At 35.4% G+C, this 22269-nt stretch carries 22 protein-coding genes; 8 read left to right on the top strand and 14 right to left on the bottom strand.

The features are described from left to right. From FT993_RS06675 to FT993_RS06705, 7 genes are read right to left on the bottom strand one after another with little or no spacing between them, the layout of a single operon-like run. Nucleotides 1-1764 (bottom strand): BatD family protein, encoded by a 1764-nt coding sequence (locus FT993_RS06675; protein ID WP_147861770.1) that lies wholly within the window; start codon nucleotides 1762-1764, stop codon nucleotides 1-3. Continuing rightward, entirely contained in the window at nucleotides 1765-2628 is an 864-nt protein-coding gene (locus FT993_RS06680; protein ID WP_255504438.1) for a tetratricopeptide repeat protein, read from the bottom strand. It abuts the gene before it with no gap. Next, complete coding sequence (locus tag FT993_RS06685; RefSeq protein ID WP_147861771.1) at nucleotides 2615-3670, bottom strand: VWA domain-containing protein; 1056 nt, start codon at nucleotides 3668-3670, stop codon at nucleotides 2615-2617. The genes FT993_RS06680 and FT993_RS06685 overlap by 14 nt, the downstream gene beginning before the upstream one ends. Beyond that, nucleotides 3671-4684: a VWA domain-containing protein gene (locus FT993_RS06690; RefSeq protein ID WP_147861772.1), complete on the bottom strand. Its 1014-nt coding sequence runs from the start codon at nucleotides 4682-4684 to the stop codon at nucleotides 3671-3673. Continuing rightward, the gene (locus FT993_RS06695; RefSeq protein ID WP_147861773.1) at nucleotides 4681-6312 is read right to left on the bottom strand and encodes a DUF4381 domain-containing protein; all 1632 of its coding nucleotides are present in this window, start codon (nucleotides 6310-6312) and stop codon (nucleotides 4681-4683) included. The genes FT993_RS06690 and FT993_RS06695 overlap by 4 nt, the downstream gene beginning before the upstream one ends. Nucleotide 6313: 1 nt before the next feature. Continuing rightward, on the bottom strand, nucleotides 6314-7180 hold the full coding sequence (locus tag FT993_RS06700; protein WP_147861774.1) for a DUF58 domain-containing protein: 867 nt from the start codon (nucleotides 7178-7180) through the stop codon (nucleotides 6314-6316). A 47-nt stretch (nucleotides 7181-7227) separates the two neighbouring features. Next, complete coding sequence (locus FT993_RS06705) at nucleotides 7228-8232, bottom strand: MoxR family ATPase (RefSeq protein ID WP_147861775.1); 1005 nt, start codon at nucleotides 8230-8232, stop codon at nucleotides 7228-7230. Nucleotides 8233-8462: 230 nt separating this feature from the next. Between FT993_RS06705 and FT993_RS06710 the strand changes: the two genes are divergently transcribed. From FT993_RS06710 to FT993_RS06725, 4 genes are read left to right on the top strand one after another with little or no spacing between them, the layout of a single operon-like run. Continuing rightward, nucleotides 8463-9218 (top strand): SDR family NAD(P)-dependent oxidoreductase, encoded by a 756-nt coding sequence (locus tag FT993_RS06710; RefSeq protein WP_147861776.1) that lies wholly within the window; start codon nucleotides 8463-8465, stop codon nucleotides 9216-9218. Then, nucleotides 9211-10350, top strand: coding sequence for a DUF5929 domain-containing protein (locus FT993_RS06715; RefSeq protein ID WP_147861777.1), 1140 nt, complete (start codon nucleotides 9211-9213; stop codon nucleotides 10348-10350). The genes FT993_RS06710 and FT993_RS06715 overlap by 8 nt, the downstream gene beginning before the upstream one ends. Continuing rightward, on the top strand, nucleotides 10347-11078 hold the full coding sequence (locus FT993_RS06720; protein ID WP_147861778.1) for a metallophosphoesterase family protein: 732 nt from the start codon (nucleotides 10347-10349) through the stop codon (nucleotides 11076-11078). The genes FT993_RS06715 and FT993_RS06720 overlap by 4 nt, the downstream gene beginning before the upstream one ends. Nucleotides 11079-11104: 26 nt before the next feature. Further along, the gene (locus tag FT993_RS06725; RefSeq protein ID WP_147861779.1) at nucleotides 11105-11668 is read left to right on the top strand and encodes an autotransporter outer membrane beta-barrel domain-containing protein; all 564 of its coding nucleotides are present in this window, start codon (nucleotides 11105-11107) and stop codon (nucleotides 11666-11668) included. Between the two features lie 235 nt (nucleotides 11669-11903). Here FT993_RS06725 and FT993_RS06730 read toward each other — a convergent pair whose 3' ends face one another. Continuing rightward, nucleotides 11904-13460: an aldehyde dehydrogenase family protein gene (locus FT993_RS06730; RefSeq protein WP_147861780.1), complete on the bottom strand. Its 1557-nt coding sequence runs from the start codon at nucleotides 13458-13460 to the stop codon at nucleotides 11904-11906. Nucleotides 13461-13796: 336 nt separating this feature from the next. Continuing rightward, nucleotides 13797-14165 carry a helix-turn-helix domain-containing protein gene (locus FT993_RS12585; protein WP_147862011.1) on the bottom strand — a complete coding sequence of 123 codons (369 nt, stop codon included), beginning with the start codon at nucleotides 14163-14165 and terminating at the stop codon, nucleotides 13797-13799. 172 nt (nucleotides 14166-14337) lie between these two features. Here FT993_RS12585 and FT993_RS06740 point away from each other — a divergent pair, with 172 nt between their 5' ends. The 3 genes from FT993_RS06740 to FT993_RS06750 all read left to right on the top strand — a co-directional run bounded on the left by FT993_RS06740 (nucleotide 14338) and on the right by FT993_RS06750 (nucleotide 16561). Then, nucleotides 14338-14532 carry a hypothetical protein gene (locus FT993_RS06740; protein ID WP_147861781.1) on the top strand — a complete coding sequence of 65 codons (195 nt, stop codon included), beginning with the start codon at nucleotides 14338-14340 and terminating at the stop codon, nucleotides 14530-14532. Nucleotides 14533-14880: 348 nt separating this feature from the next. Further along, entirely contained in the window at nucleotides 14881-15327 is a 447-nt protein-coding gene (locus tag FT993_RS12590) for a lysostaphin resistance A-like protein (RefSeq protein ID WP_370450888.1), read from the top strand. Between the two features lie 73 nt (nucleotides 15328-15400). After that, nucleotides 15401-16561, top strand: coding sequence for a hypothetical protein (locus FT993_RS06750; protein ID WP_147861783.1), 1161 nt, complete (start codon nucleotides 15401-15403; stop codon nucleotides 16559-16561). A gap of 331 nt (nucleotides 16562-16892) precedes the next feature. Here FT993_RS06750 and FT993_RS06755 read toward each other — a convergent pair whose 3' ends face one another. Next, complete coding sequence (locus FT993_RS06755) at nucleotides 16893-17432, bottom strand: 3-hydroxyanthranilate 3,4-dioxygenase (RefSeq protein WP_147861784.1); 540 nt, start codon at nucleotides 17430-17432, stop codon at nucleotides 16893-16895. A 313-nt stretch (nucleotides 17433-17745) separates the two neighbouring features. Between FT993_RS06755 and FT993_RS06760 the strand changes: the two genes are divergently transcribed. Beyond that, a complete protein-coding gene (locus tag FT993_RS06760; RefSeq protein ID WP_370450886.1) occupies nucleotides 17746-18516 on the top strand; it encodes a UDP-2,3-diacylglucosamine diphosphatase in 771 nt (256 codons plus the stop codon). Here the strand turns inward: FT993_RS06760 and FT993_RS06765 are convergent. From FT993_RS06765 to FT993_RS06780, 4 genes are read right to left on the bottom strand one after another with little or no spacing between them, the layout of a single operon-like run. Further along, entirely contained in the window at nucleotides 18513-18917 is a 405-nt protein-coding gene (locus FT993_RS06765) for a hypothetical protein (protein WP_147861785.1), read from the bottom strand. The genes FT993_RS06760 and FT993_RS06765 overlap by 4 nt on opposite strands. Then, a complete protein-coding gene (locus tag FT993_RS06770) occupies nucleotides 18918-19139 on the bottom strand; it encodes an AtpZ/AtpI family protein (RefSeq protein ID WP_147861786.1) in 222 nt (73 codons plus the stop codon). Further along, the gene (locus FT993_RS06775) at nucleotides 19102-19527 is read right to left on the bottom strand and encodes a polymer-forming cytoskeletal protein (RefSeq protein ID WP_147861787.1); all 426 of its coding nucleotides are present in this window, start codon (nucleotides 19525-19527) and stop codon (nucleotides 19102-19104) included. The genes FT993_RS06770 and FT993_RS06775 overlap by 38 nt, the downstream gene beginning before the upstream one ends. Before the next feature lies 1 nt (nucleotide 19528). Continuing rightward, on the bottom strand, nucleotides 19529-22081 hold the full coding sequence (locus FT993_RS06780; RefSeq protein WP_147861788.1) for a hypothetical protein: 2553 nt from the start codon (nucleotides 22079-22081) through the stop codon (nucleotides 19529-19531). Between the last annotated feature and the right edge of the window lie 188 nt (nucleotides 22082-22269).

Genomic DNA, 22269 nt, shown 5'->3' on the forward strand with positions numbered 1-22269 from the left:
TTATAATTTTTTATCTAAGTGGGTAACAATGCGTTTTGCCTCTTCAAAATCGTGGTCAACATTAGCCTGAGCTAACGGAGTATAACGTGCCATTTCACAATTTTTAAGCAAGGTTATAAACTGTTCAATAATTTTATCTTCTACCTTATGCTGCTCTAGCACTTGAATCACTTTTTCCTTGTTTAAATCGCTATTGGCAATCTTTAATTTTGTTCGTATAAATCCGTAAAGCGCTCGTTCTAGATGAACATAAAAAGAATCGGGGCGCTTTTTATGCTGGTGTGCTTCATTTAAATACTTCCTCACCAATTTACTTGCGTTTCCTTCGCCAGCGTTAAGGCTAGAGTTGGCTCTTTTCTTTTTAAGAAAAACTAGTAAAGGTAAAATATAAAGTGGCGTTAGAAATAGCAACCAATACCCTAAAGATCTAAAGAAGCGATTTGCATTTGCCTCATGAAAAGCTGGATTTAATTTAAGAAACCGAAAAGGCTCTCGGCTTTGGGTAATGTTGTTTTTTTGAATCCCTATATTTTGATTGGTTGTAACCGATGTTTGTGATGTCATTCCAACTCCCCCTTCAACTTCGATTAAGGTTTCTTGGGCGGTCAAAGTTTTATAGGTACGCTGTTGCGGATCAAAATACGAAAAAGAAAGCGCTGGGATAGGATATTTACCCTTTGTTTGTGGCACCAAAGTATAATTATCAAAGATTTTACCTTGCATTCCGTTTTGAGTTGTTCTCACTTCCTCAATATGCTCTGGCTCATAAACCTCTAAGGAAGAAGGAGTCACCAGTTTTGGCAATTGAAAAAGTTTTAAATTACCTTTACCAAATACTTGCACTTTCGCCTCAAGAGACTCGCCTACTTGCAGGCTTTTCTTATTTACTAAAACATTAAATTTAAAATCGCCCACGGCTCCGTTAAAATTAGCCGGTCTATTTTCTGTAGGAAGTGGCTTAACTTTAATCGTTCTGGTCTTGGCCGATACACGCTGATCAATGGTCTCATATAACCTTCTACCAAAAAAATCTCTTCGATCAGATAGAACGTCTACAGAAAGCGATAAAGTGAGCGGTTCAATGCTTAACTCTCCTGTCTTTTGAGGATAAAGAACGGTTTTTCTTAAAGTTACATAACGATATGGCTCTCCTAAATAAGTCCCCTCTTTTACTTCTAAACGTTTAATATCTATATTTTGACTCCAAAAATCGGCAAATTTAGGGTTGTCAATTGGGCGCCAATTGCTAATATTTACCGACGGACTGATATACAATACATATTCTACACTTATACCTTCATTTAGGTAGGGTTGTTCATTAGATATGCGCGTAACCAAGTGTATGCCTTGACTAGCGCGTTTGTTGGCGGTATTTTCCTGGTTAGGCTGATCTACTGCTGCCGAAACTGTTATGGTTACTGGCGAAGTTTTATAGGTTTGCCCGTTTATTAAAACTTCGGCTTGACCGATTTCTAATTTCCCACGGCTGTTGGGTTCTAAATAATAACCATACGACTTTTTAAAGCTGCGTTTACCATTGATGTAGCTATTGCTGATTGATTGATATGGCCCCCCTACTACGGTGAAATTCTTAAAAGCTGGTGGTTTGAAGTTATCGCCTTCTTGATTCATCACAAAATCTACTCGTAAACGCTCGTTTAGGCCTAAAGAATTTCTACTTACCTCGGCTTCAAACTTAACTTGAGACCAAGCTACCGATATAAAAAGGAACTGAAATATAAATAAAACTAATTTTGCTCTCATCTACCAATCTTTATCTGTTTGAACTTTTTTACCTTTTACTCTCTTGGCGTTTATTTTATCTTGAATTTCTTTTTCTTGATTCTCCATTGCTTCTAACAAATTCTTGATTTGCTGAGGAGAAAGTTTTCCTTCGCTAGGCTGCGGCTCTTTTTGTCCATCGCCTTCTTCAGGTTTTGCTGACTCATCCTTTTGATCTTGATCTTTGGGTTTTTGGCTATCTTGTTTTTTATCTCCTTCGTCTTGGGGCTTGTCTTTATTCTTAGAATCGTCTTGATCTTGATTGTTTTGGCTGTTTTGATTTTCTTGATCTTGATTATCTTTACTCTGATTATCCTTACTCTCTTGATTATCTTTTTTATTCTGGTTGTCTTGATCGTCTTGATTGTCTTGGTTCTGTTGCTCTTTTTCTTGCATTTTTTTAGCCAAAGCTAAGTTATATCGGGTTTGATCATCGTTAGGATTATTACGTAAGGCTTGTTTATAAGCCTCGACTGCAGCAGCATAATTTTTTTGACTCATAAACATATTGCCTTGGTTATGAAATGCTTTATGCTTTAAATCTTTTGTACTGGCTTTTTGACCTGCTTCAAAAAAGCGCGTACTGGCTTCTATTGGTTTTGAATTATTAGAGTACAGATTGCCTATATTATATCGAGCTTCGGCAAGATCTGGATCTTTAGCAATGGCTTTTCGATAAGCGGCTTCGGCTGCAGGGAAATCTTCTTCTTCAATGGCCTGCTGTGCTTCAGAAAGATAAGATTGGGCTTGTTTTTGCTCTTCAGATAAGAGTTCTTGCCCTTGTACGGTTACAAATCCGAAAAGGAATAAAAGCACAAAGCTAAAATATACTTTATTTATTATCATGCCTATTATCTTTATCATTAAACAAATTTAAACGTTTTACCCACGCTGTTTTTTTATCGAACATCAACAGTTCAAGTATAACCAAAAGTAGCGCTAGACCTACAAACCATTGGAATTGATCTTTGTAACTGGCGAATTGCTTGGTTTCAAATTCTGTTTTTTCAATTTTACTCAATGCTTCACTTACTTGAGTTATTACTTGCTGAGTATTTGTACCATCAATGTATGTGCCATTTGTAGCTGCCGCAATTTGTTTTAAAGTACTAGGATCTAGACGGGTAATAACCGTTTCTCCATTCTTATCTTTTTTATATTGCTTTACTCTACCGTTCTCTTTTAGAGGGATTGTGCTCCCTTTAAGCGTTCCCACTCCAATGGTAATAATCGTTAAATCATTTTCTTTAGCATCTGCGAGAATTTCGGTTATTTGATGGTCGTGGTTCTCACCATCGCTTAAAATAATTAACACCTTACTGGTCTTACTGTTTTCTGGATAATAGCTTTGAGCCAATTGTATAGCCTCCCCAATGGCGGTTCCTTGGCTAGAGACCATGTTGGTGTTTAAGGCTTGTAAAAACAACTTAGCCGAACTATAATCTGTGGTTATAGGCAATTGTGGGAAAGCACTCCCCGCGTAAGCAATAATTCCAATACGATCACTGGCCAAATTGTTGATGATTTGGTTTACAATTTGCTTGCTTTTATCAAGTCGGTTGGGTGCTATATCTTCGGCCAACATGGATTTTGAAACATCCATGGCAAAAACTATATCTACTCCTTCTCTTTTTATGGTTTCGGTTTTTGATCCTATTTTAAGATTGACTAAAGCGAAGGCAATGGCGCCAAAAATAAAACACCACAATATTAATTTTATAGTAGGTTTTATTACACTTTTATCTGGACTTAATTTTTGCAGAAATTGTTTTTCGGCAAATAGGTTTTGCTTGCGTTTACGCCACCACATATTGAGCAAAAAAACCATTATAAGAATGGGGATTAATGCCAATAACCAAAAATATATTTTCTCTTCTAATACAAACATTTACACAAAGCTTCTTAATAAGGTATTCTTAATCAATACTTCTAACAGCAATAAGAAAGCCGCTATAAGCACCAAAACACGATACTTTTCGTCGTAATTGTAAAACTTAAACTCTTCTATCTCTGTTGTTTCTAACTTATTTATTTCTTCATAAATTTTTTCGAGTTTATCATTATCTGTTGCTCTAAAGTACTGCCCACCTGTTTTATTAGCAATCTCTTTTAGCAAGGTTTCATCGATTTCAACGGGCACACGACCGTAATTAAAATTACCTTGACGGTCAATTGATACCGGCCCGAGAGCCATACCGTTACTGCCTAGGCCTATGGTGTAGGTTTTAATATCGTACTCCAAAGCTAATTCGGTAGCAATTTTAGGATCTATAAAGCCAGCGTTATTTACCCCATCAGTTAAAAGTATAATTACTTTACTTTTCGCTTCGCTATCTTTTAATCGGTTAACCGAGGTAGCTAACCCCATACCAATCGCGGTTCCGCTTTCTATTAAGGTGTTGTATTCAATATCGTTTAAGGCATTGAGCACAATGCGTTTATCACTGGTAATAGGGGTCTTGGTAAAACTCTCACCGGCATAAACCACAAGTCCTATTCGATCTGTTGGTCGCGCTTGGACAAAATCTGAAGCTACTTCTTTTAAAGCTTCTAAGCGATTTGGTTTTAAATCTCTTGCCAACATACTGGCCGAAACATCAATGGCCATTACAATATCAACTCCTTGGGTTGTATTGGTCTGGGTAGAAACATCAACGGTACGTGGACGAGCCATGGCCGTGATTAATAAACCTATAGCCAGAAGTCTAAAAACCATTAAAATTGGTTTAAGTTTTGAAAGCCAACCTTGATCTCCCGAAAATCCAGATAGGCTCGATAATTTTACCGTTGCATTTTGCTTGTTATAGGTATAAAATTGCCAAGCAATTAAAAACGGGAAAATCAAAAATAGCCAAAACCATTGCGGGTGTTCAAATGTAATATCGTTTAATGCTGTAATCATTTTTTGGCCGTATTTAATTCAACAGAATTAACAATGCGTGAGGTAATCTCCTGTGCATAGCTATCTTGATCTGGATAAATTAATATAATTTGTTGGAAAGCTCCTTGATAACCAAAATTTAAAATTTGATAGCTTTTTCTTATCGTTTGCTCCTTCTTTTCTAGTGAATAGCTAAAGCTCCCAAAAACTTTCTTGCCCTTTATGCCATCTATAGTTGTGAAATCTTCATCTTTTACAAGAATATTTTTAGCGCCTATTTTTTCTAAATCCTGTTGAATAGCGGCAATACTTTGATCTAGGTTGAATTGGGTCTTTTCAGGATAAACCATAGTACGCACTACAATATGATAAGGTGCGCTCATAGTTCCATAATAAAACTCTTCTACGCTACCGCCTTGAGGTACATCGGCTTTGTTGATTTGGTTTTCTAGCCTTCTGGTGAGCACCTTGGGCGTGATGATCTTAACTTCAGGATAACCGTATTTACTGCTTATCCATTCTTGGTTAAGAAGTTCTTTATTAGAATCATACACTAATAAATCACGCACAAAGTCGCTTCCTTTAAAAGCCGTAAACGCTACTCCACTAGCAATCGCCACACCCAAAACAATTAAACCGGCATAAATAATTTGTCTTTTTTTCTGTTTCTTTCTTTGGGCTGCAAGGTAGGCTTCGTCTTGTTGGAGCTCTTCTAAGGTAGGCGCTGGTATGGCATTCTTTAAATTTTGTATATATTTTTCTGTTCTTTTTCGATCTTCTTGAGCGGCTAACTTGCCTTGTTTAAATCCGGCAAATTTTACTAGATCTGCTCGCTTTAGAAAAAGCTCAAATTCATCTATTAACTCATTTTCAAGCAGCAATTTACCTTGTTTTTGTTTGGCTTTTAATAAAGCGATAAACTCTGAAGTAGTACTTTCTAATGCTCGCGCATCGATCTCCTGGTCTACATATCCCTTTAATGCTTCGGTTAAGACCGTGTAAAATCTTTTTTCTTCTCCTTGAGCTAACAAATCTTGCTGGTCGAGTTCTTTTAATCTGAATAAAGCTTGTTCAAAAGGTGGTAATTTGGCTTTTTGACTACTTTTTTTCTTCCGTAAATAAATACCTAAAACTAGCAATATCAAAACCAGTACTAAAATACCTACAAGAACCCAATAATTAAAAGATAGTGGGGGTTCATAGTAAATGGATTCTTTAACCGGAAATAGTTTTTGTTTGGTAGTATCTACCTCAACGTCCAAGACCTTAACAGCTAAAGAATCGGTGTAAAAATTATAGTTATTAACGCTCACCGTCTGGCCTGGCAAAATATATTCACCGGCATCAAAAGAAGTAATAATATAATTTTTTATAAATTTTAATTTCTCTTTTGCTGTTAAAGTGTCTAAGCTAGTTTCTACCACCTCTAGGGGTAAAAAACTTTGGCCTTCTGTAAATTTAATTTGGGCAGAGCTATCGGCAACCACTTCAATTTTATAATTAATTTGTTCGCCAATTTTTATTTGATTGGTATCTAAGCTTGCGCGGATTTCTTGCGCGACGGAGTCATGGTTAACACAAAATAGACTAAGCGCAAGAATGAACAAAGCCCTATTATTAAAAAAACTGAATGCTTTATAATTACCCATATTAGCCTCTCTGTTTAAAATAACCCAACAATTTTCTCACATAACTCTCGTCTACGCGTGTTTGTAAAACACCAGCCCCACTTGCTTTAAATGCTTTTTTAAAATAATCTACTTGTTTAAGGTAATGCGCCTTGTAGGATTTTCGTACTCTAGCAGAACCTGTATTCACCAGTTTTATATTGCTGGTTTCGGCATCTTGCATTTGCACCAAACCTACATTTGGCATTTCAAATTCACGTTCGTCGTACACCCTGATTCCCGTTACATCGTGCTTCTTGCTTAATATTTTTAGCGGTTTTTCGTAGCTACCGCTCATAAAATCCGATAAGATGAAAAGAATAGCGCTTTTACGCAACATATTTTGTAAATACTGTAAAGCCTGATTGATATCTGTTTGGTTTTTCTGGGGTTCAAACTCAATTAATTCCCGAATGATGCGCAAAACATGTGAGCGGCCTTTTTTGGGCGGAATATACAATTCAACTTTATCTGTAAAGAGCAGTAATCCTATTTTATCATTGTTTTGGGTAGCCGAAAAGGCTAAGGTAGCCGCAATTTCTGTTAGTATATCGCGTTTAAATGCGGCTCGTGTACCAAAGTTTGCCGAAGAAGAAACATCAACCGCTAGCATCATAGTAAGTTCGCGCTCTTCTTCAAAGACCTTTACAAAGGGTTCATTATAACGAGCTGTTACATTCCAATCTATAGCTCTTACATCATCTCCAAATTGATATTGCCTTACTTCGCTAAAAGTCATTCCTCTGCCTTTAAAAGCAGAGTGGTATTCCCCACCAAAGAGATGATTACTCAGCCGGCGGGTTTTAATTTCAATTTTTCTAACTTTTTTTAATAATTCCTTTGTTTCCATACTATAAATTCAGCTCACACAATACCTCTTCTGCCTACCGCTCCTATTTAAGGTACTTCAATCACGTTTACAATTTTATGAATAATATCTTCAGAGGTGATATTTTCGGCTTCAGCTTCATAGGTAATACCTATACGGTGTCGCAACACGTCGAGTACAACCGCCCGAACATCCTCGGGAATCACATAACCACGGCGCTTAATAAAGGCGTAACATTTGGCTGCGGTTGCCAAGTTAATACTTCCCCTTGGAGAGGCACCAAATGAAATAAGCGGTTTAAGGCTATCTAACTTATATTTTTCTGGGTATCGAGTGGCGAAAATAATGTCTAGAATGTATTTTTCAATTTTTTCATCCATATACACCTCGCGTACCGTCTGCTGGGCCTGTAAAATTTGCTGAGTACTAATTACCGGATTTACCTTTGCAAAACTACCTTTTAGATTGGCGCGTACCACTTTTTGTTCATCTTCAATACTGGGATAGTCGATAACCGTTTTTAGCATAAAACGGTCAACTTGAGCTTCGGGAAGCGGATAAGTACCTTCTTGCTCGACTGGGTTTTGAGTAGCCATAACCAAGAAAGGCTTATCAAGAACAAAAGTCTCATCGCCAATAGTAACTTGTTTTTCTTGCATAGCCTCGAGCAGGGCAGACTGCACTTTTGCTGGTGCACGGTTAATCTCATCGGCTAAAACAAAATTGGCAAATATGGGTCCCTTTTTTATGCTAAAATCATTGATTTTCATATTATAAATCATGGTACCTATTACATCTGCAGGTAATAAGTCTGGTGTAAACTGTATACGACTAAAACTAGCTTGAATTGCTTTAGACAAGGTATTAATAGCTAAGGTTTTTGCCAATCCGGGAACCCCCTCTAATAAGATATGGCCCTGACCCAACAAACCAATAAGCAAACGCTCTACCATATGCTTCTGGCCAACTATAACTTTATCCATCTCGGCCATTAAAACACTCACAAAAGCGCTTTCACGTTCTATTTTTTCATTGATGCTCGCTATATCTATTGTTTGATTTTCTTGCTCCATATTTTATTATTTTAAATCGTAAAATTAGCTTTTTATATAACATCGCAAAATCATAAAATTATTCATGAATCCTTGTTAAGAATTGGTTAAAAGCCTTATGATTTCGCATCTCTTTTTAGGCTTTATTACTTAGACGAAAAATAATAGCGGCTGTTGCAGTAATCTACATTTTTAAAGCCGAATTAACTTTTGTTTTTAAAATTTCGGCTAACTTTATTAAAAATAAGAATATGCAAGATAAAACAGTACTCATTACAGGTGCCTCTAGTGGTATTGGTAGAGCCACAGCCATTTGCTTAAGCAAAGAATTTGCTCGTTTAATTTTATGTGGACGAAATCATGAAGCCTTAAATAAGTTGCAAAAAGAATTAACCGGTTGTAAAACGCATGTATTAAATTTTGATGTACGTAGTCGTGAAGCAGTTAATACATCCGTAAAGCAACTTCCGAAGCGTTTTTCTACTATAGATATTTTAATAAACAATGCTGGAAATGCACACGGTTTAGATTTTTTGCAAGATGGCGATCCTGAGGATTGGGATGCTATGCTTGATATAAATGTTAAAGGTTTACTTAATGTAACCCAAGCTATATTACCTCAAATGGTTGAGAGAAAATCGGGGCATATTATCAACGTAGGATCTACCGCAGCCAAGGAAGTTTACCCAAAAGGCAATGTGTATTGTGCCAGTAAGCACGCAGTAGATGCGCTAAATCACGGCATGCGTTTAGATTTGAACGGTACAGGGGTTAAAGTGGGAGCCGTGCACCCCGGATTGGTAGCCACTAATTTTAGTGAAGTGCGATTTAAAAATGATACCGAAAGGGCAAAACAAGTATATACAGGATACAAAGCCCTAGAAGCTGAGGACGTAGCCCGTACTATTTTGTATATGCTGCAACAACCCGAACATGTTAATATTACCGAATTGGTAGTAATGCCAAGCGCGCAAGCGAGCTCGACTATTATTGATAAACATGATTAATAAACGCTTACTCATAAAAAACTTATTGGCCCACAGCTCTGAGAATAGCTTTTATGATAAAAAATTAAAACTAAATCTTAACCAGCGCGAGGGTAAAGCTAAATTGCTAAAGCATATTTGTGCCATGGCAAATGCAAACCCGCATAATACAAGCTATATTGTGGTAGGAGTAGATGACCAAAACAACCATTTAATAGGGGTAGATTTTTACGACGATAGTAAAATACAAAACCTTATCAACGCTTATCTGAACCATCCGCCTTTTGTGATTTATGAAAACATTCCTTTTGCTCATCTTAAACGTGGTAAAGTAATAGGATTGATAAGCATTAAAGCTCAAAAAGATAAAGTTTGCTCTTTTAAGCGCAGTATTTGGAAATATAAAAAGACAAGTGTTTTTATACGAGAAGGCAGCATTAGTAAGCCACAACATGAAATTAAGAGCATTGTAGACAATAAAGACGCATTAGAAAGTATTGAGAAACAAGCACAAAACAACATTAAACTCACGCTTGATGGTGTTTTTGATTTTTATGAAAGCAACAATTTATACAACCCTAATTATTTGGTATTTAGAGAGTACTTTGTGTTGTGCTGGGCAGGAAAGAAAAAGGTAAATAACCGTGGTACATTTTACTCTAGAGTGAATATCGAACTTATCAACGAACAGGTAAAATTGTTTTATTCTGATTTAGATGAAGTAACCATAGCGCATAATGAGCAAGGCTTTAAAATTACCGAGTTTGTTCATTTAGGTCTTAATAAAAATTATCGTTACTACCCTCTTGAAGAAGTGCATATTTTCTTTTCTCCCAATATGACCTATACCATAAATCGTAAAATGCTTTTTGAACCTCCGCAATACAACCAATCTAATTTAATTCATATATTAAATAGTCAATATGATTTGATAAAGAAAATTAAAGAACAGGATAAATTAACTTTAACCGAGCAAGAAAACTTAAAGCGTTTACCTGTCACCGCTCTTTTGTGCTATTTTAATCAATTACCACAAGCCATTGACCAATTGGAAGAGATAAGACACCTTTTAAAAGAAAATTATCCCGATATTTATGCGCGATACAAAGACAGCATGCGCATTTTAAGAAAAGTAAATTACAGCAACACATGAGTCAACGAATTTTTGCCATAGGAGATATTCATGGCGGCTTAAAAGCACTTCAACAAATTTTAAAAAAAGCAGCTATCACCTCAGATGACTTACTAATATTTTTGGGCGATTATGTAGATGGCTGGAGCGATTCTGCCCATGTGGTAAGTTATTTAATCGAACTAGAAAAAAAGCAGCCCTGTGTTTTTATTCGAGGTAATCATGACGATTTGGTTCACCAATGGCTTATCACCCGTGAAATGAACAATCAGTGGTTACAACACGGGGGGGAGTCTACCATAAAATCATATGCCGAGCTTTCCGAAAAGGAAATCAACACACATATTGCTTTTTTTGAACGCATGAAAAATTACTATATTTTAAACGAGGAGACCTTATTTTTGCACGCCGGTTTCACCAATATGCATGGGCCTTATAATGAGTACGAAGCTTATATGTGCTTTTGGGACAGAACCCTATGGGAAACCGCTTTATCGCTCGACTCTAATTTACCTCAAGATCATATTTACTACCCCAAAAGATTAAAACTATTTAAAGAGATTTATATTGGGCATACACCGGTTACCCGAATTAATAAAGATAAGCCTCACCAAGCTGCCAATGTAATAAATGTAGATACCGGTGCCGCATTTAAAGGTAAACTCTCTATGATCGAAATAAACACTAAAGAAGTGTATCAAAGTGAGCCCGTTTACCAAATCTATAAAGATGAAAAAGGCAGAAATTAATGTATATTTGCTAGAAATAAATAATTATGAAAAAAATTCTTACCGCCGGTTTGGCTTTATTTTTAAGTTTAAGTGCTTGGGCACAAGAAGAAGACTTTAAACATAGCGAAGTAAAGCTAAATATTGCAAACACCATCGCCATTGCTTCTGTAGAAGTTGGTTACGAGTATTTTTTTGGTTATGATCAAGCCATAGATGTAGAAGTGCTTATCAATGATAGAATAAATTACCATAGCGAGAAAGGCTCTAGAGATTTTAATACCAATAGCTTAAAACTAGGTTATGTGTATTACTTTGGATTAGAAATGCCTGGATCTGGTGTTTATATCAATCCGTTTTTAAAATACCGTTTTGGCGAATTTGAAGAGAAAGTTACCAAAGCCGTAGAAGGAAACGATATAAGGGTAAAACAAGTTACCGATATGGATAGCTTTATGATTGGTATTGGCGCTGGTTATAAATGGAATTTTAATGACCGCTTTGTTATTGGACCCTATGCCAATATTGCCAGGAATTTTAGCGACGAAGTAAAAGACCGCTTCTCTTCTGTTGAGTTTAATGCAGGTCTAAGCATTGGCTACCGTTTTTAATACCTTTTTTTAAGCCTTTACGGATTTCAATCCCTTTAAGAAGACTAATGAAAATCTAAAATAAAACCCTCACGTGAATGTGAGGGTTTTTAATTTAAAACCTTTAAAGGTGAAATCGGATCAAAATCAGGTTTAACCTTAAATCGATACCTTTACCTTATAAGTCAAATTTTATTCCTTGTGCCCCTGCATCCGACGAGTGAGACACGAACGAGAGGAATGCACTAATTTCAATTTATAAGTCGAATTTTATTCCTTGTGCCAAAGGCAACTCGGTGGTATAGTTTATCGTGTTGGTTTGTCTTCTCATATAGATTTTCCAAGCATCAGAACCCGATTCGCGACCTCCACCAGTTTCTTTCTCTCCGCCAAAGGCACCACCAATCTCGGCTCCAGAAGTACCAATATTTACGTTGGCAATTCCGCAATCAGATCCTTCTACAGACAAGAAGCGCTCTGCTTCATGCAAGTTGTTGGTCATTATAGCAGAAGACAATCCTTGACGCACGCCATTTTGTAACTCTAAAGCATTGGCAACATCTCCTTTATACTTCATCAAATACAGTACAGGTGCAAAAGTTTCGTGTTGAACGATTTCAAAATGATTTTCGGCTTCGGCGATAGCTGGTTTTACATAGCATCCGCTCTCATAACCTTCACCTTCAAGAACACCACCTTCAACCAAAATATTTCCGCCTTCTTCAACTACTTTATCCAAGGCATTTTGGTAATTTTTTACCGCATCTTTATCGATTAACGGCCCCACGTGATTATTCTCATCTAAAGGATTACCAATTTTGATTTGTTTGTAGGCGTCTACAATAGCATTTTTTACTTTATCATACACCTCTTCGTGCACAATTAATCTTCTAGTCGAAGTACAACGCTGTCCGCAAGTACCTACTGCTCCAAATACAGCACCAATTACGGTATTTTTAATATTGGCATCTGGCGTTACAATTATAGCATTATTACCTCCTAGCTCCAATAGGGTTTTTCCTAAACGCCCTGCAACTTCTTTGGCTACAATTTTTCCCATTCTGGTAGATCCTGTTGCCGAGATTAAAGGAATTCGCTCATCTTTAGTCATAAATTCACCAACTTTGTAGTCTCCTGTAATTAAACAAGAAATACCAGCCGGTACATTATTGCTAGCAAATACGCGTGCAGCAATGTTTTGACAAGCAACAGAAGTTAATGGTGTTTTTTCTGAACCTTTCCAGATACAAGCATCGCCACAAACCCAAGCTAATGCGGTATTCCAAGACCAAACCGCTACTGGGAAGTTGAACGCTGAGATAATACCTACCACGCCAAGTGGATGGTATTGTTCGTACATTCTATGACCAGGACGCTCAGAGTGCATGGTTAAACCGTGCAACTGTCGCGAAAGACCAACTGCAAAGTCGCAGATATCTATCATTTCCTGCACTTCACCTAATCCTTCTTGGTAGGATTTACCCATCTCATAAGAAACCAATTTCCCTAAAGGCTCTTTTAATCTTCGCAGTTCATCATTAAACTGTCTTACGATTTCACCACGTTGTGGTGCAGGCATTGTGCGCCATTCTTTAAATCCAGCTGTGGCAGCCGCTATAACTTTATCATAATCTTCTTTTGTAGTAGCGCGCACCTTACCAATTAAAGCACCATCTACCGGTGAGTAAGACTCGATAACCTCACCGCTACTAAAAAAATCTTCGCCAGTAGAAGTACCGTTATTAATATCTTGATTTAAGCCCAATTCTTCCAAGGCCTTGTCGATTCCAAATTCTTTTGCAATTTGACTCATAATAAAATTTCTGTTTAGATTATTTATTTTTAGGCAAAACTTGCCTCCCCAATTTAATTCGCCTAAAATAAGATTTTAAAGAGAAAATTTAGCCTAAAAACCAGTGAAAATTGATTTAGATAATAAAAGTAGCCGATAAAAGCTTAGCTACCGTAATCAATTTTATGTAATCTGATGCAGCTTTCTAGCACTAGGAATAAAATTGGCTAAGATTAGGATATAGTTTGTTTAAAGAAATTCTTTCGCTGATTGAAAAGACTTAATTAGTCTTTACCCACAAAGCGCTCATCTACCGGCATCACTTCGCCGCAATTGTTTGAGGTTTTTAAAGTACCATTAATCAATAATCTTGTTTTCTGTAAGTTTTCTTAGAAAAGCAATTTCGCTCCTTAAGGTTTCGATATGTTCCTTGTCTGCATTGATCACGCTATCTACATAAGCATTGGGACGTTGGCTATTTTGCTGATTGATAACATTTTGGTTTTTTTCATCGACCAGATCTGCAACCGTTGTTTTTAATATACGGGCTATTTGTATAAGCCGAACAATGTTTAATCTATGATCATCTTTTTCTAATCGAGCGTAACTGGGTTGTGTGATTCCTAATTGTAAGGCAAGGTAATCTTGAGAAAGTTCTTTAGTCTTTCTTAAGCACCTTATTTTATTTCCTACATTATTTATTATATAAAAATATTTATCATAAATATAACTGTATTAGTTACTTTACAAATGATATCTAATTTATTTTTAACATTTCTTTGACATGTTGAAATTAAATTACTTTTCTTTCTATATTTACAGTGCACGGTATTTATAGCTTTAAAGTTATGCTGGTTTTAACAAAAACATTTTATAAACCATTTTAATACTTTAAATTATGAGTAAATTAACTTTAGATGCTTTAAAGAGCAGAGCAGAAGCTACAGCTTCAAATGAATTATTGGCCACGATTTCTGGAGGGACTGAGAATGATTGTCACCCTCCCTGTGAAGATTGCATAAGAGATCAAGCATTAGCACAGGGGACACATCAACCGATTTTCACAGCTTTGAAACATTTGATTTTTCATTAAACAGTTATAAACTAAAGCAGATTTTTAAGTATGAAGAAGATTAGGAATATTTTAAATCTTGCTTTAGTTTTTTTATTACCTTTCATAATAGTTACGCTATTTTCATTAATCATCAAATTGTTTTTTAAGGATAACAAAACAATTGATTTTTTATTCACACTTAGCATCACTATCAGTTATTTAATAACAATATTGATTCTTAAATATTTATGGAGAGTTGACTTGACACTAAAAAAAAATATTAGTGTGAAATTTATACTTGTTTCATTCGTAATTGGTTTGATAATTTTCATAGCATTCCCTATAACTAACCTTTTTTTATTTGTAAGAAATTTTAGGTTAAATAGCATGTCTATCCCAGCGTTTGAAAATTCACTATTTTTTCAAAATATTAGTTTACAAAATCTTTTTATCATCATTAACACCATTGTTATTATGCCCATATTAGAAGAGTTTTTATATAGGGGTCTTGTAATGAAAAAGTTATTAATCAAAACCAATTATAAGGTTGCTATTTTAGTAAGTTCTATATTGTTTGGCCTAGGACATTTAGATTTTGAAAAATCTTTGGTAACTTTTTTTAGTGGATTGATTATAGGATATGTTTTTTGGAAATCAAAAAACCTTTTCTACCCTATAATTATTCACATAGTAATTAATTTACTGTTTAGTTTTTTCAAGTATAATAGCGTGGAAATTACCTTTAATTTGATGTCCATCTACATCATTATCTATACCATCTCGATTTACGTTTTAATTTTTAAAATACCGAAAATTCTAAAAAATGAAAATTGAAAAATTAGTAAAAAATGGACCGAAAAGTTATAATTTGACCTATTTCTATACGGTCTAAATATATTCAGATAAGATGCCAAAAATCACCTTTTTTTTATTCTTTACTTTTGTTTTAAATTGTAAGTCACAAAGCTTTAACGAGGTAAATTTAAACCTTAACCCCACTATAGAATACAATGATAAATCAAAAGATGAATTTAAAGATTTAATTTCAGTCTTAAAGCGTTTTTTTAAAACAAAAAATAATTCATATTCTGAAAATCAATATTGGTTACCTCACGATAATCAATTTTATAACTACCCTTTTTTTGAACTTTATAAAATAGAAAATTACGGTCATTCGCTGTTGTCACCGAATCTTCTTACATTAAACAAGATAACTAATGAACGTTATATTGCTAAGATTGGTTGGTTTGACAATAGTAATGGACAATCTTCTTTAATTTATATTTACAATATTTTAATCGTTAAATATCAGAATGAATTTAAACTGAAAAATATTCTAAGCTATAATTTGAGGAATTGGAAAAATGAAAAATTTGATAAAATAACGTATTGGACTCCGAAAAACATTGAAGTGAATAAAAAACAAGCAGAAATTTATAATAATATCAATAAGAAGATAGGTGTGTTTTTTGAGCTTCAACCTATCAGTTTTACTTATTTTCTGTGTGAATCTAACTTTGACTTGATGAAGCTAATTGGTTATGATTTTGAAGAATCTATGTTTTTTTCTAATCAAAATGGTGCTTTGACCTATCCACACGATCGTTTAATTTTTTCTGGAAATAATCAAGAAATAAACATCCACGAACTTGTTCATCTTTATGTTTATGAGAAATTTACCGAAATACACCCCTATATGAATGAAGGTCTCGCTACGTTATTTGGTGGATCAAAAGGTTTTACCTATGAAAACCACTTATCAAAGCTCAAGCAACATCTAAAATCAAATAAAGTTGATTTATTTAAGGAGTTTTTTAAAGATAATTATGTTTTGGACTACGATACTTCTTTACAATACACGTTGAGCGCTTTTCTATGCGATCTAGCATATAAAAAAGGAGGAAAAAAATCTTTATTTAAATTAATGAAGAGCGGAAAATCCATTAAAAAATTACAGAATACTATTGAAGAAGTACTTATGATTGATATTCAGCAATTTGACAGCTATATCAGAAACGAATTAGAGAGTTATGACTTTGAACAAAAATCCCAAGGATTCAATTATTAACACATTGTAGCTCCTAATTTATAAAACTAATCGAAGTATTTTAGAGAAAATAAACTTAGAAAATGATAAATTATTTCTTGAACCATTTAAATTTCATTTAACAAGTATAGCATTATTGTAAATTAATTTTAAGCGATAATTTATCATAAATTTTTATACTGCAATCTAACAATTGCACTAAGTTCAAATTAGATCTATACAATTAAGCCAATTACCTACTAGAAGCAATTTTGTGTAATCTGATGCAGCTTTCTAGCACTAATAATAAAATTGGCTAAGATTAGGATATAGTTTGTTTAAAGAAAATTTTTCACTGATTGAAAAGACTTAATTACTCTTCACCCACAAAGCGCTCATCTACCGGCATCACTTCGCCGCAATTGTTGCAAGTGCGCAATTCTTTGCTAGTATAAAAATGTTTAAAATGCTTTAAAAAATCTTTTTCTATATCCTCTAAGGGGAAGTACACTTCATACAATTTATGATTACAGTTATCGCAAAACCACAGTAAGCCGTCTTTGCCTGTTAAATCTTTACGTTTGCGTTCGATTACCAAACCAATCGAGTTTTCAGCTCTCGCTGGCGAATGCGGTACCTTTGCTGGATGCAAATACATATCTCCTGGTCCTAATTGCATTGTCTTTTTTTCCCCATTTTCTTGAATATGTACTTCGATATTTCCTTCTAATTGATAAAACAATTCTTCGGTTTCATTATAATGATAATCTTTACGAGCGTTTGGCCCTGCTACAATCATTACAATATAATCGCCAGATTCTTTGTATAGATTTTTATTGCCTACGGGAGGTTTTAAAAATGCGCGATTTTCTGTAATCCATTTCTGTAAATTAAAAGGTTTTGCAATAGCCATAGGTCATAGTTTTATCGGTTTAAATTTAGTAATTTCAAATCATTCACCCTAATTATTTTTAATTGTTGAAACCAAAACCGCGCTATTGGCTACAACTCCGTTTGTGTTTCTATTTTTTACCAATAATTTCTTCCGTCAAGGTGAACCTTGTATTAAACTTTTTTCAAACTCAAAACGCGCAATCCGGGGTTATAAATACAGATTTATAAACTCAATTCTAAGGTATATTTATTTTTACTATAGTCCATTACTAATTTTGTTTTTTTGCTGCTGCTAAGTCAGTTTGTTAAATTGTAGTACATTTGCTAACGCTATGAAAACGATTCAAATACTGCCTAATAAAAAAGTTTATTTTACCAGTGACCATCACTTGGGAGCGCCTACTGAAGAGCAAAGTAGGCCACGCGAAATGCACCTGCTTAAATGGTTGACTACTATTCAAAAAGATGCTGCTGCTCTCTTTGTGCTGGGCGATTTATTTGACTTTTGGTTTGAGTATAAACAGGTAGTTCCTAAGGGCTTTGTTCGTATTCTGGGGAAGTTAGCCGAGTTTACCGACCAGGGTATACCGGTTTATTTCTTTGTAGGCAATCACGATTTATGGATGAATGATTATTTTCAAAAAGAATTGAATATACCCGTTTATCACGAGCCACAGGTTTTTCAACTGGGAAATGAAAAGTTTTTTATTGGTCACGGTGACGGTTTGGGTCCGGGCGACTTAGGGTATAAACGTATGAAAAAAGTATTTGTGCATCCGTTATCAAAATGGTTTTACCGGTGGTTGCACCCCGATATTGGTGTGCGTTTAGCCAAGCATTTATCGGTTAAAAATAAGCTGATTTCGGGAGATGAAGATGCAAAATTTTTAGGTGAAGAAAAGGAATGGTTGGTGCAATATGCCAAACGAAAATTAGCTCAAGAGCATTATGATTATTTTATTTTTGGGCATAGACACTTACCTTTAGATATCGCTTTAAGCGAATCAAGCCGATATGTAAATTTAGGCGACTGGATACAGTACTATACCTATGCTAGTTATGACGGAGAAAAATTGTTGCTTAACGAATTCCCTATAACTTAATCGTTCATCTTTATAAGCTTTACGGCGTGTAAGGTTTCGAAGCCTAAATAAAAAAGATATGGCACAAAAAAGGAGAATACGCTAGCCATTACATTTACATCATCTTTCTTATAGAGCATTATAGGTATTAGAAAAGCAACGGCAATAAACATTTTTAGCATTCCTAATCCCATAAAAGTAAAGCCAGCCTTATCGGGAAAGTTGTTTGCAATCCATAACACACATACATAGACGATTAGAGTAAGTAGGCTTAAAAAAAGGTACATTACCGGTATGCTATAATACAAATCAAATTGTAAAACTGTAAATGCTAATAAATAATGTAATCCTCCCAAAATTAAGGTGAACAACAACAACTTTTTAAGGAACACCCTTAGGGATTGTCCGAAATTTTCTTTCATCTATTTATCTTTTAAGCTGGAGTAAACTTGATACAAGGCGATGAAAACGCCTAGCAATGAACAGGCAATAGTAAAGCCCGAAAACTTATTAGGAAACTGTTCATCCAACCAAATACCACCAAAAACGCCAATACCAATAACTACCCCCATTTGAAAGGCTAGACCGGTATAAACCACCCATTGGTTAAGCGGTTTTTCCTTCTTTGGTTTGTTTTTTGTCATTATGCATAGATTTTACGGCTCCTTTCATAGTACAAGTGGCGTTAAAATCGGCGCCTGGTTCAATAGCTAATTTGCCGGTAATCACTTCGCCCTCAACCACAGCACTCGATTTCAAAGTTAGCGTGTTATTTACTTCAATATTGCCTTTTACCAATCCTTCTAAATCCGCATCCTCGCAGGTTATCTCGCCTTCAATCACGCCATTTTTACCTAAAACAATCTTACCAGCAGTTTTAACGGTACCAATAATCTTTCCGTCAATTCTAAAACTGCCTTGACCTTCTAAATCTCCTTTAATAGTAGTTCCCTCTGCAATTTTATTCTGCTCTTTACTCAGGTGATTCATTTCTTTTTTCGATTTTTTATCTCTTTTATTTTCTGAAAACATCTTATTTTAATTTTTCTAGGTATATATCAAAATTCTTCTTCATCTGTATAAGCTTATAGTTCTTAGCAGCCACACTATAAGGTTGACGATCATAAGTCAGGTCTGTTTCTTTTTTCAATTTTTCTAAAAACCCAAGTGCTCCTTGTTCACTTTTTAAACCGTGCACCACTAAAAACTTCTGACCTGGGATATAAGGATCTTCCGATACACTTAAATCACTGGCTTGCACGTGGCCTATACCAGCAAGCAGCTGTTCTTTTAATGTGGTTAATGCTTGCTCTTCTTGCGTATTAAACACAAAAACAATTTTATAATGTGTATCTGTTCGCTTAAAATCGAATTGCTTTTGCTCTAAAGCCGGTATGGCCGTTTGTAATAAATTTTCGGCGGTTTTACCTTCTTCGCTTTGCGGATAGGTTAAAGCTAAATAATTCAAAGCTTTTTTATAGGCTGAAAGCCCGTTAACTCTTGCCTGTACATAAGCTTTTAAAAGTTCTAATTTGGGTACAATATCATTCCCTGTAAAAAGCTCAATTTCTTGCTGTATTTGCGCAATCAAGCCATCAAACTCTTCATTTTGATAGGCCAGATAAAGTTGTTTATACACGGCTTGCGGACTGTTTTGATCGCCTATTAATCCTTGTGGGTTGCGCAAAATAGTAGCATATCTTGAGTCGGGGTGATTAGCAAGAATATCTTCTTTCCAAAACCGTTGTCGTTGGGCATTGCCCGTAATCTCATAAATCTTATATAAGTTGTATTTAGAAGGTAATATCAATCGCTCTTCCGGATTGTTTTTCAATAAAGCCTCTAGCTTATTGGCTGCCAATTGATATTCTTTAAATTTTTCTTTGTAGATAACACCAAGTTGATAGTAGGCAAAATTGCGGTCTTTAGCCAAGCTATCTAAAACCACCTGATCTTTGGGAATCTGACTGATATAGGTTTCTGGTTGATAAATAGGGTCTTCTTCAATGGCTTCAAAAATGGCTTCTTCTTGCTGTTTTTTGCTGTCTTTCTTGGCTTGTTTTACATCTTCATAGCGCCAATTATCTACCAAAGGAATATCTCCCCATTGCTTTTTAAATTTCTGGATTCCTTTTTGTACTTGGTTATTATCATAAAAATAAAAACTAGCTCCACCTCCTAATCCACGTCGGTTAGACACCATACTGGCCTGCGTTTTAAATAGGTCTTTGGGTTGAGCATTTTTTTCTTTTAATTGCTGTTTTGCTTGGGCGATGGCTTTTTCTTTTTGCTTCTGCGTAAAATCTGTAAAGAAACTGAGTTGCTCTTCGGCCGACATATCGGCTATGCGCAGAATACTATCGTTTTTTACCGCAATATCTTCGTACAAAATGACGTCATCTAAATTTTCTCTTTTCTTTAAAATGCTACGGTACTCGCGGGTGCTTTTGTCTAATTGCACCAAGGTAGAATCATAGTATTTACCAGCGGTTTTATATTGTGCCGCATCAAAATTGATCACCGCCAAATTCAGATAATTTCGAGAAACTAAATACTTATCTCTTGAATCTTCGCGCAAAGACTTGTTATAGAAATCTACTGCCGCTGGGAGTGTATCTTTTTGCTTGTAAACCTCGGCAAATTGATAATAAATTCGATCTAGATAAGGCCTGTTCTCTCTGTTTTCGGCTAGTTCATTTAGCAGCTCCATAGTAGCTAGCGTATCCTGTTGGGTGAAATCAAGGTTTTGAATTTGCTGCATATACGCATTGATCATATATTCACGAGGCGATTTGCGGTTTAGAGCGATTACCCGATCAAAAGCGGCATTGGCCGAATCTATCTGATTTAGCGATTTATGCAACTGCCCCTTGATGAACAAGTACCTGCCTTGGTCTGCGTGCGACTTAGCATAAGCGGCAGCATTTTCAATGGCCGCTAGCGCCTGCTCTTCTTGTTCTAAATTTAAGTAAGCTTGCGCTAAGGTAGCATAAGCATGCGTATAATCTTCTTCTGAAAAGGCTATTCCCGAACTTAAAAGGGCTTCAATATTTTTAATAGCCGTTTCGTGATTCCCCATTCGCATATTGGTCTTTTCTCGCCAAATGCGCGCGGTTGCCAGTTGATCGCTTTCGGGGTAGTCTGTTATGATGTAATTAAAGGCCTCTAATGCAGGAAAAAAACGCTGATCGTAATACCGGGCTTTACCTAACAAAATGAAGGCTTTATCCATTTGCGGATTATACTCGGTGCCCGCAATATGCATATTGTGTTTTTGTATGGCTTTGGCAGCCTTTTCCTCGGCACGTTCAAAATGCTGATTCTTGGCTTGCTCGTCTTTTTCGGATGCCTCGATAATCTCAAGCCGTTCTACAGGTAAAATTTTCCAGTAATCATCTACATAAGTTTGTGCAATTTCTTGCTTACCCTCTTCTAATGCAAGGTTACCGTTGTATATAATATTGTAGTAGGCACCCATTGCGTGAAAGTTGCGGTTGAGCCACTTGTTCCTTTTACGAGAACAAGAAACCAAACTTAAACCCACTAGCAACAAGGTGATTAGTTGAACGCTTTTGTGTTTATTCATAAATTGTTTACCTCCTCTAAAAATAACTCCGTAAAGGTATTTTTAGTATCATTGGCAGTAAAAATACGGTCTTTTTTTCATTAAAAAAACCTGCACCCTAAAAAGCACAGGTTTGTGGTAATATATTTTTTTTAAACGTATATGGTGACTAGAAAAACAAAATTATGAAAGCTCTTTTAAAGAAAAAT

This window comes from Mesonia sp. HuA40 (genome assembly GCF_008017835.1).
GTDB lineage: Bacteria > Bacteroidota > Bacteroidia > Flavobacteriales > Flavobacteriaceae > Mesonia.

What these genes read in the sequence shown, in the direction of transcription:
- FT993_RS06675 (WP_147861770.1), bottom strand. Translation starts at nt 1,764, where the DNA reads ATGAGAGCAAAATTAGTTTTATTTATATTTCAGTTCCTTTTTATATCG.
- FT993_RS06680 (WP_255504438.1), bottom strand. Translation starts at nt 2,628, where the DNA reads ATGATAATAAATAAAGTATATTTTAGCTTTGTGCTTTTATTCCTTTTC.
- FT993_RS06685 (WP_147861771.1), bottom strand. Translation starts at nt 3,670, where the DNA reads ATGTTTGTATTAGAAGAGAAAATATATTTTTGGTTATTGGCATTAATC.
- FT993_RS06690 (WP_147861772.1), bottom strand. Translation starts at nt 4,684, where the DNA reads ATGATTACAGCATTAAACGATATTACATTTGAACACCCGCAATGGTTT.
- FT993_RS06695 (WP_147861773.1), bottom strand. Translation starts at nt 6,312, where the DNA reads ATGGGTAATTATAAAGCATTCAGTTTTTTTAATAATAGGGCTTTGTTC.
- FT993_RS06700 (WP_147861774.1), bottom strand. Translation starts at nt 7,180, where the DNA reads ATGGAAACAAAGGAATTATTAAAAAAAGTTAGAAAAATTGAAATTAAA.
- FT993_RS06705 (WP_147861775.1), bottom strand. Translation starts at nt 8,232, where the DNA reads ATGGAGCAAGAAAATCAAACAATAGATATAGCGAGCATCAATGAAAAA.
- FT993_RS06710 (WP_147861776.1), top strand. Translation starts at nt 8,463, where the DNA reads ATGCAAGATAAAACAGTACTCATTACAGGTGCCTCTAGTGGTATTGGT.
- FT993_RS06715 (WP_147861777.1), top strand. Translation starts at nt 9,211, where the DNA reads ATGATTAATAAACGCTTACTCATAAAAAACTTATTGGCCCACAGCTCT.
- FT993_RS06720 (WP_147861778.1), top strand. Translation starts at nt 10,347, where the DNA reads ATGAGTCAACGAATTTTTGCCATAGGAGATATTCATGGCGGCTTAAAA.
- FT993_RS06725 (WP_147861779.1), top strand. Translation starts at nt 11,105, where the DNA reads ATGAAAAAAATTCTTACCGCCGGTTTGGCTTTATTTTTAAGTTTAAGT.
- FT993_RS06730 (WP_147861780.1), bottom strand. Translation starts at nt 13,460, where the DNA reads ATGAGTCAAATTGCAAAAGAATTTGGAATCGACAAGGCCTTGGAAGAA.
- FT993_RS06740 (WP_147861781.1), top strand. Translation starts at nt 14,338, where the DNA reads ATGAGTAAATTAACTTTAGATGCTTTAAAGAGCAGAGCAGAAGCTACA.
- FT993_RS12590 (WP_370450888.1), top strand. Translation starts at nt 14,881, where the DNA reads ATGTCTATCCCAGCGTTTGAAAATTCACTATTTTTTCAAAATATTAGT.
- FT993_RS06750 (WP_147861783.1), top strand. Translation starts at nt 15,401, where the DNA reads ATGCCAAAAATCACCTTTTTTTTATTCTTTACTTTTGTTTTAAATTGT.
- FT993_RS06755 (WP_147861784.1), bottom strand. Translation starts at nt 17,432, where the DNA reads ATGGCTATTGCAAAACCTTTTAATTTACAGAAATGGATTACAGAAAAT.
- FT993_RS06760 (WP_370450886.1), top strand. Translation starts at nt 17,746, where the DNA reads ATGAAAACGATTCAAATACTGCCTAATAAAAAAGTTTATTTTACCAGT.
- FT993_RS06765 (WP_147861785.1), bottom strand. Translation starts at nt 18,917, where the DNA reads ATGAAAGAAAATTTCGGACAATCCCTAAGGGTGTTCCTTAAAAAGTTG.
- FT993_RS06770 (WP_147861786.1), bottom strand. Translation starts at nt 19,139, where the DNA reads ATGACAAAAAACAAACCAAAGAAGGAAAAACCGCTTAACCAATGGGTG.
- FT993_RS06775 (WP_147861787.1), bottom strand. Translation starts at nt 19,527, where the DNA reads ATGTTTTCAGAAAATAAAAGAGATAAAAAATCGAAAAAAGAAATGAAT.
- FT993_RS06780 (WP_147861788.1), bottom strand. Translation starts at nt 22,081, where the DNA reads ATGAATAAACACAAAAGCGTTCAACTAATCACCTTGTTGCTAGTGGGT.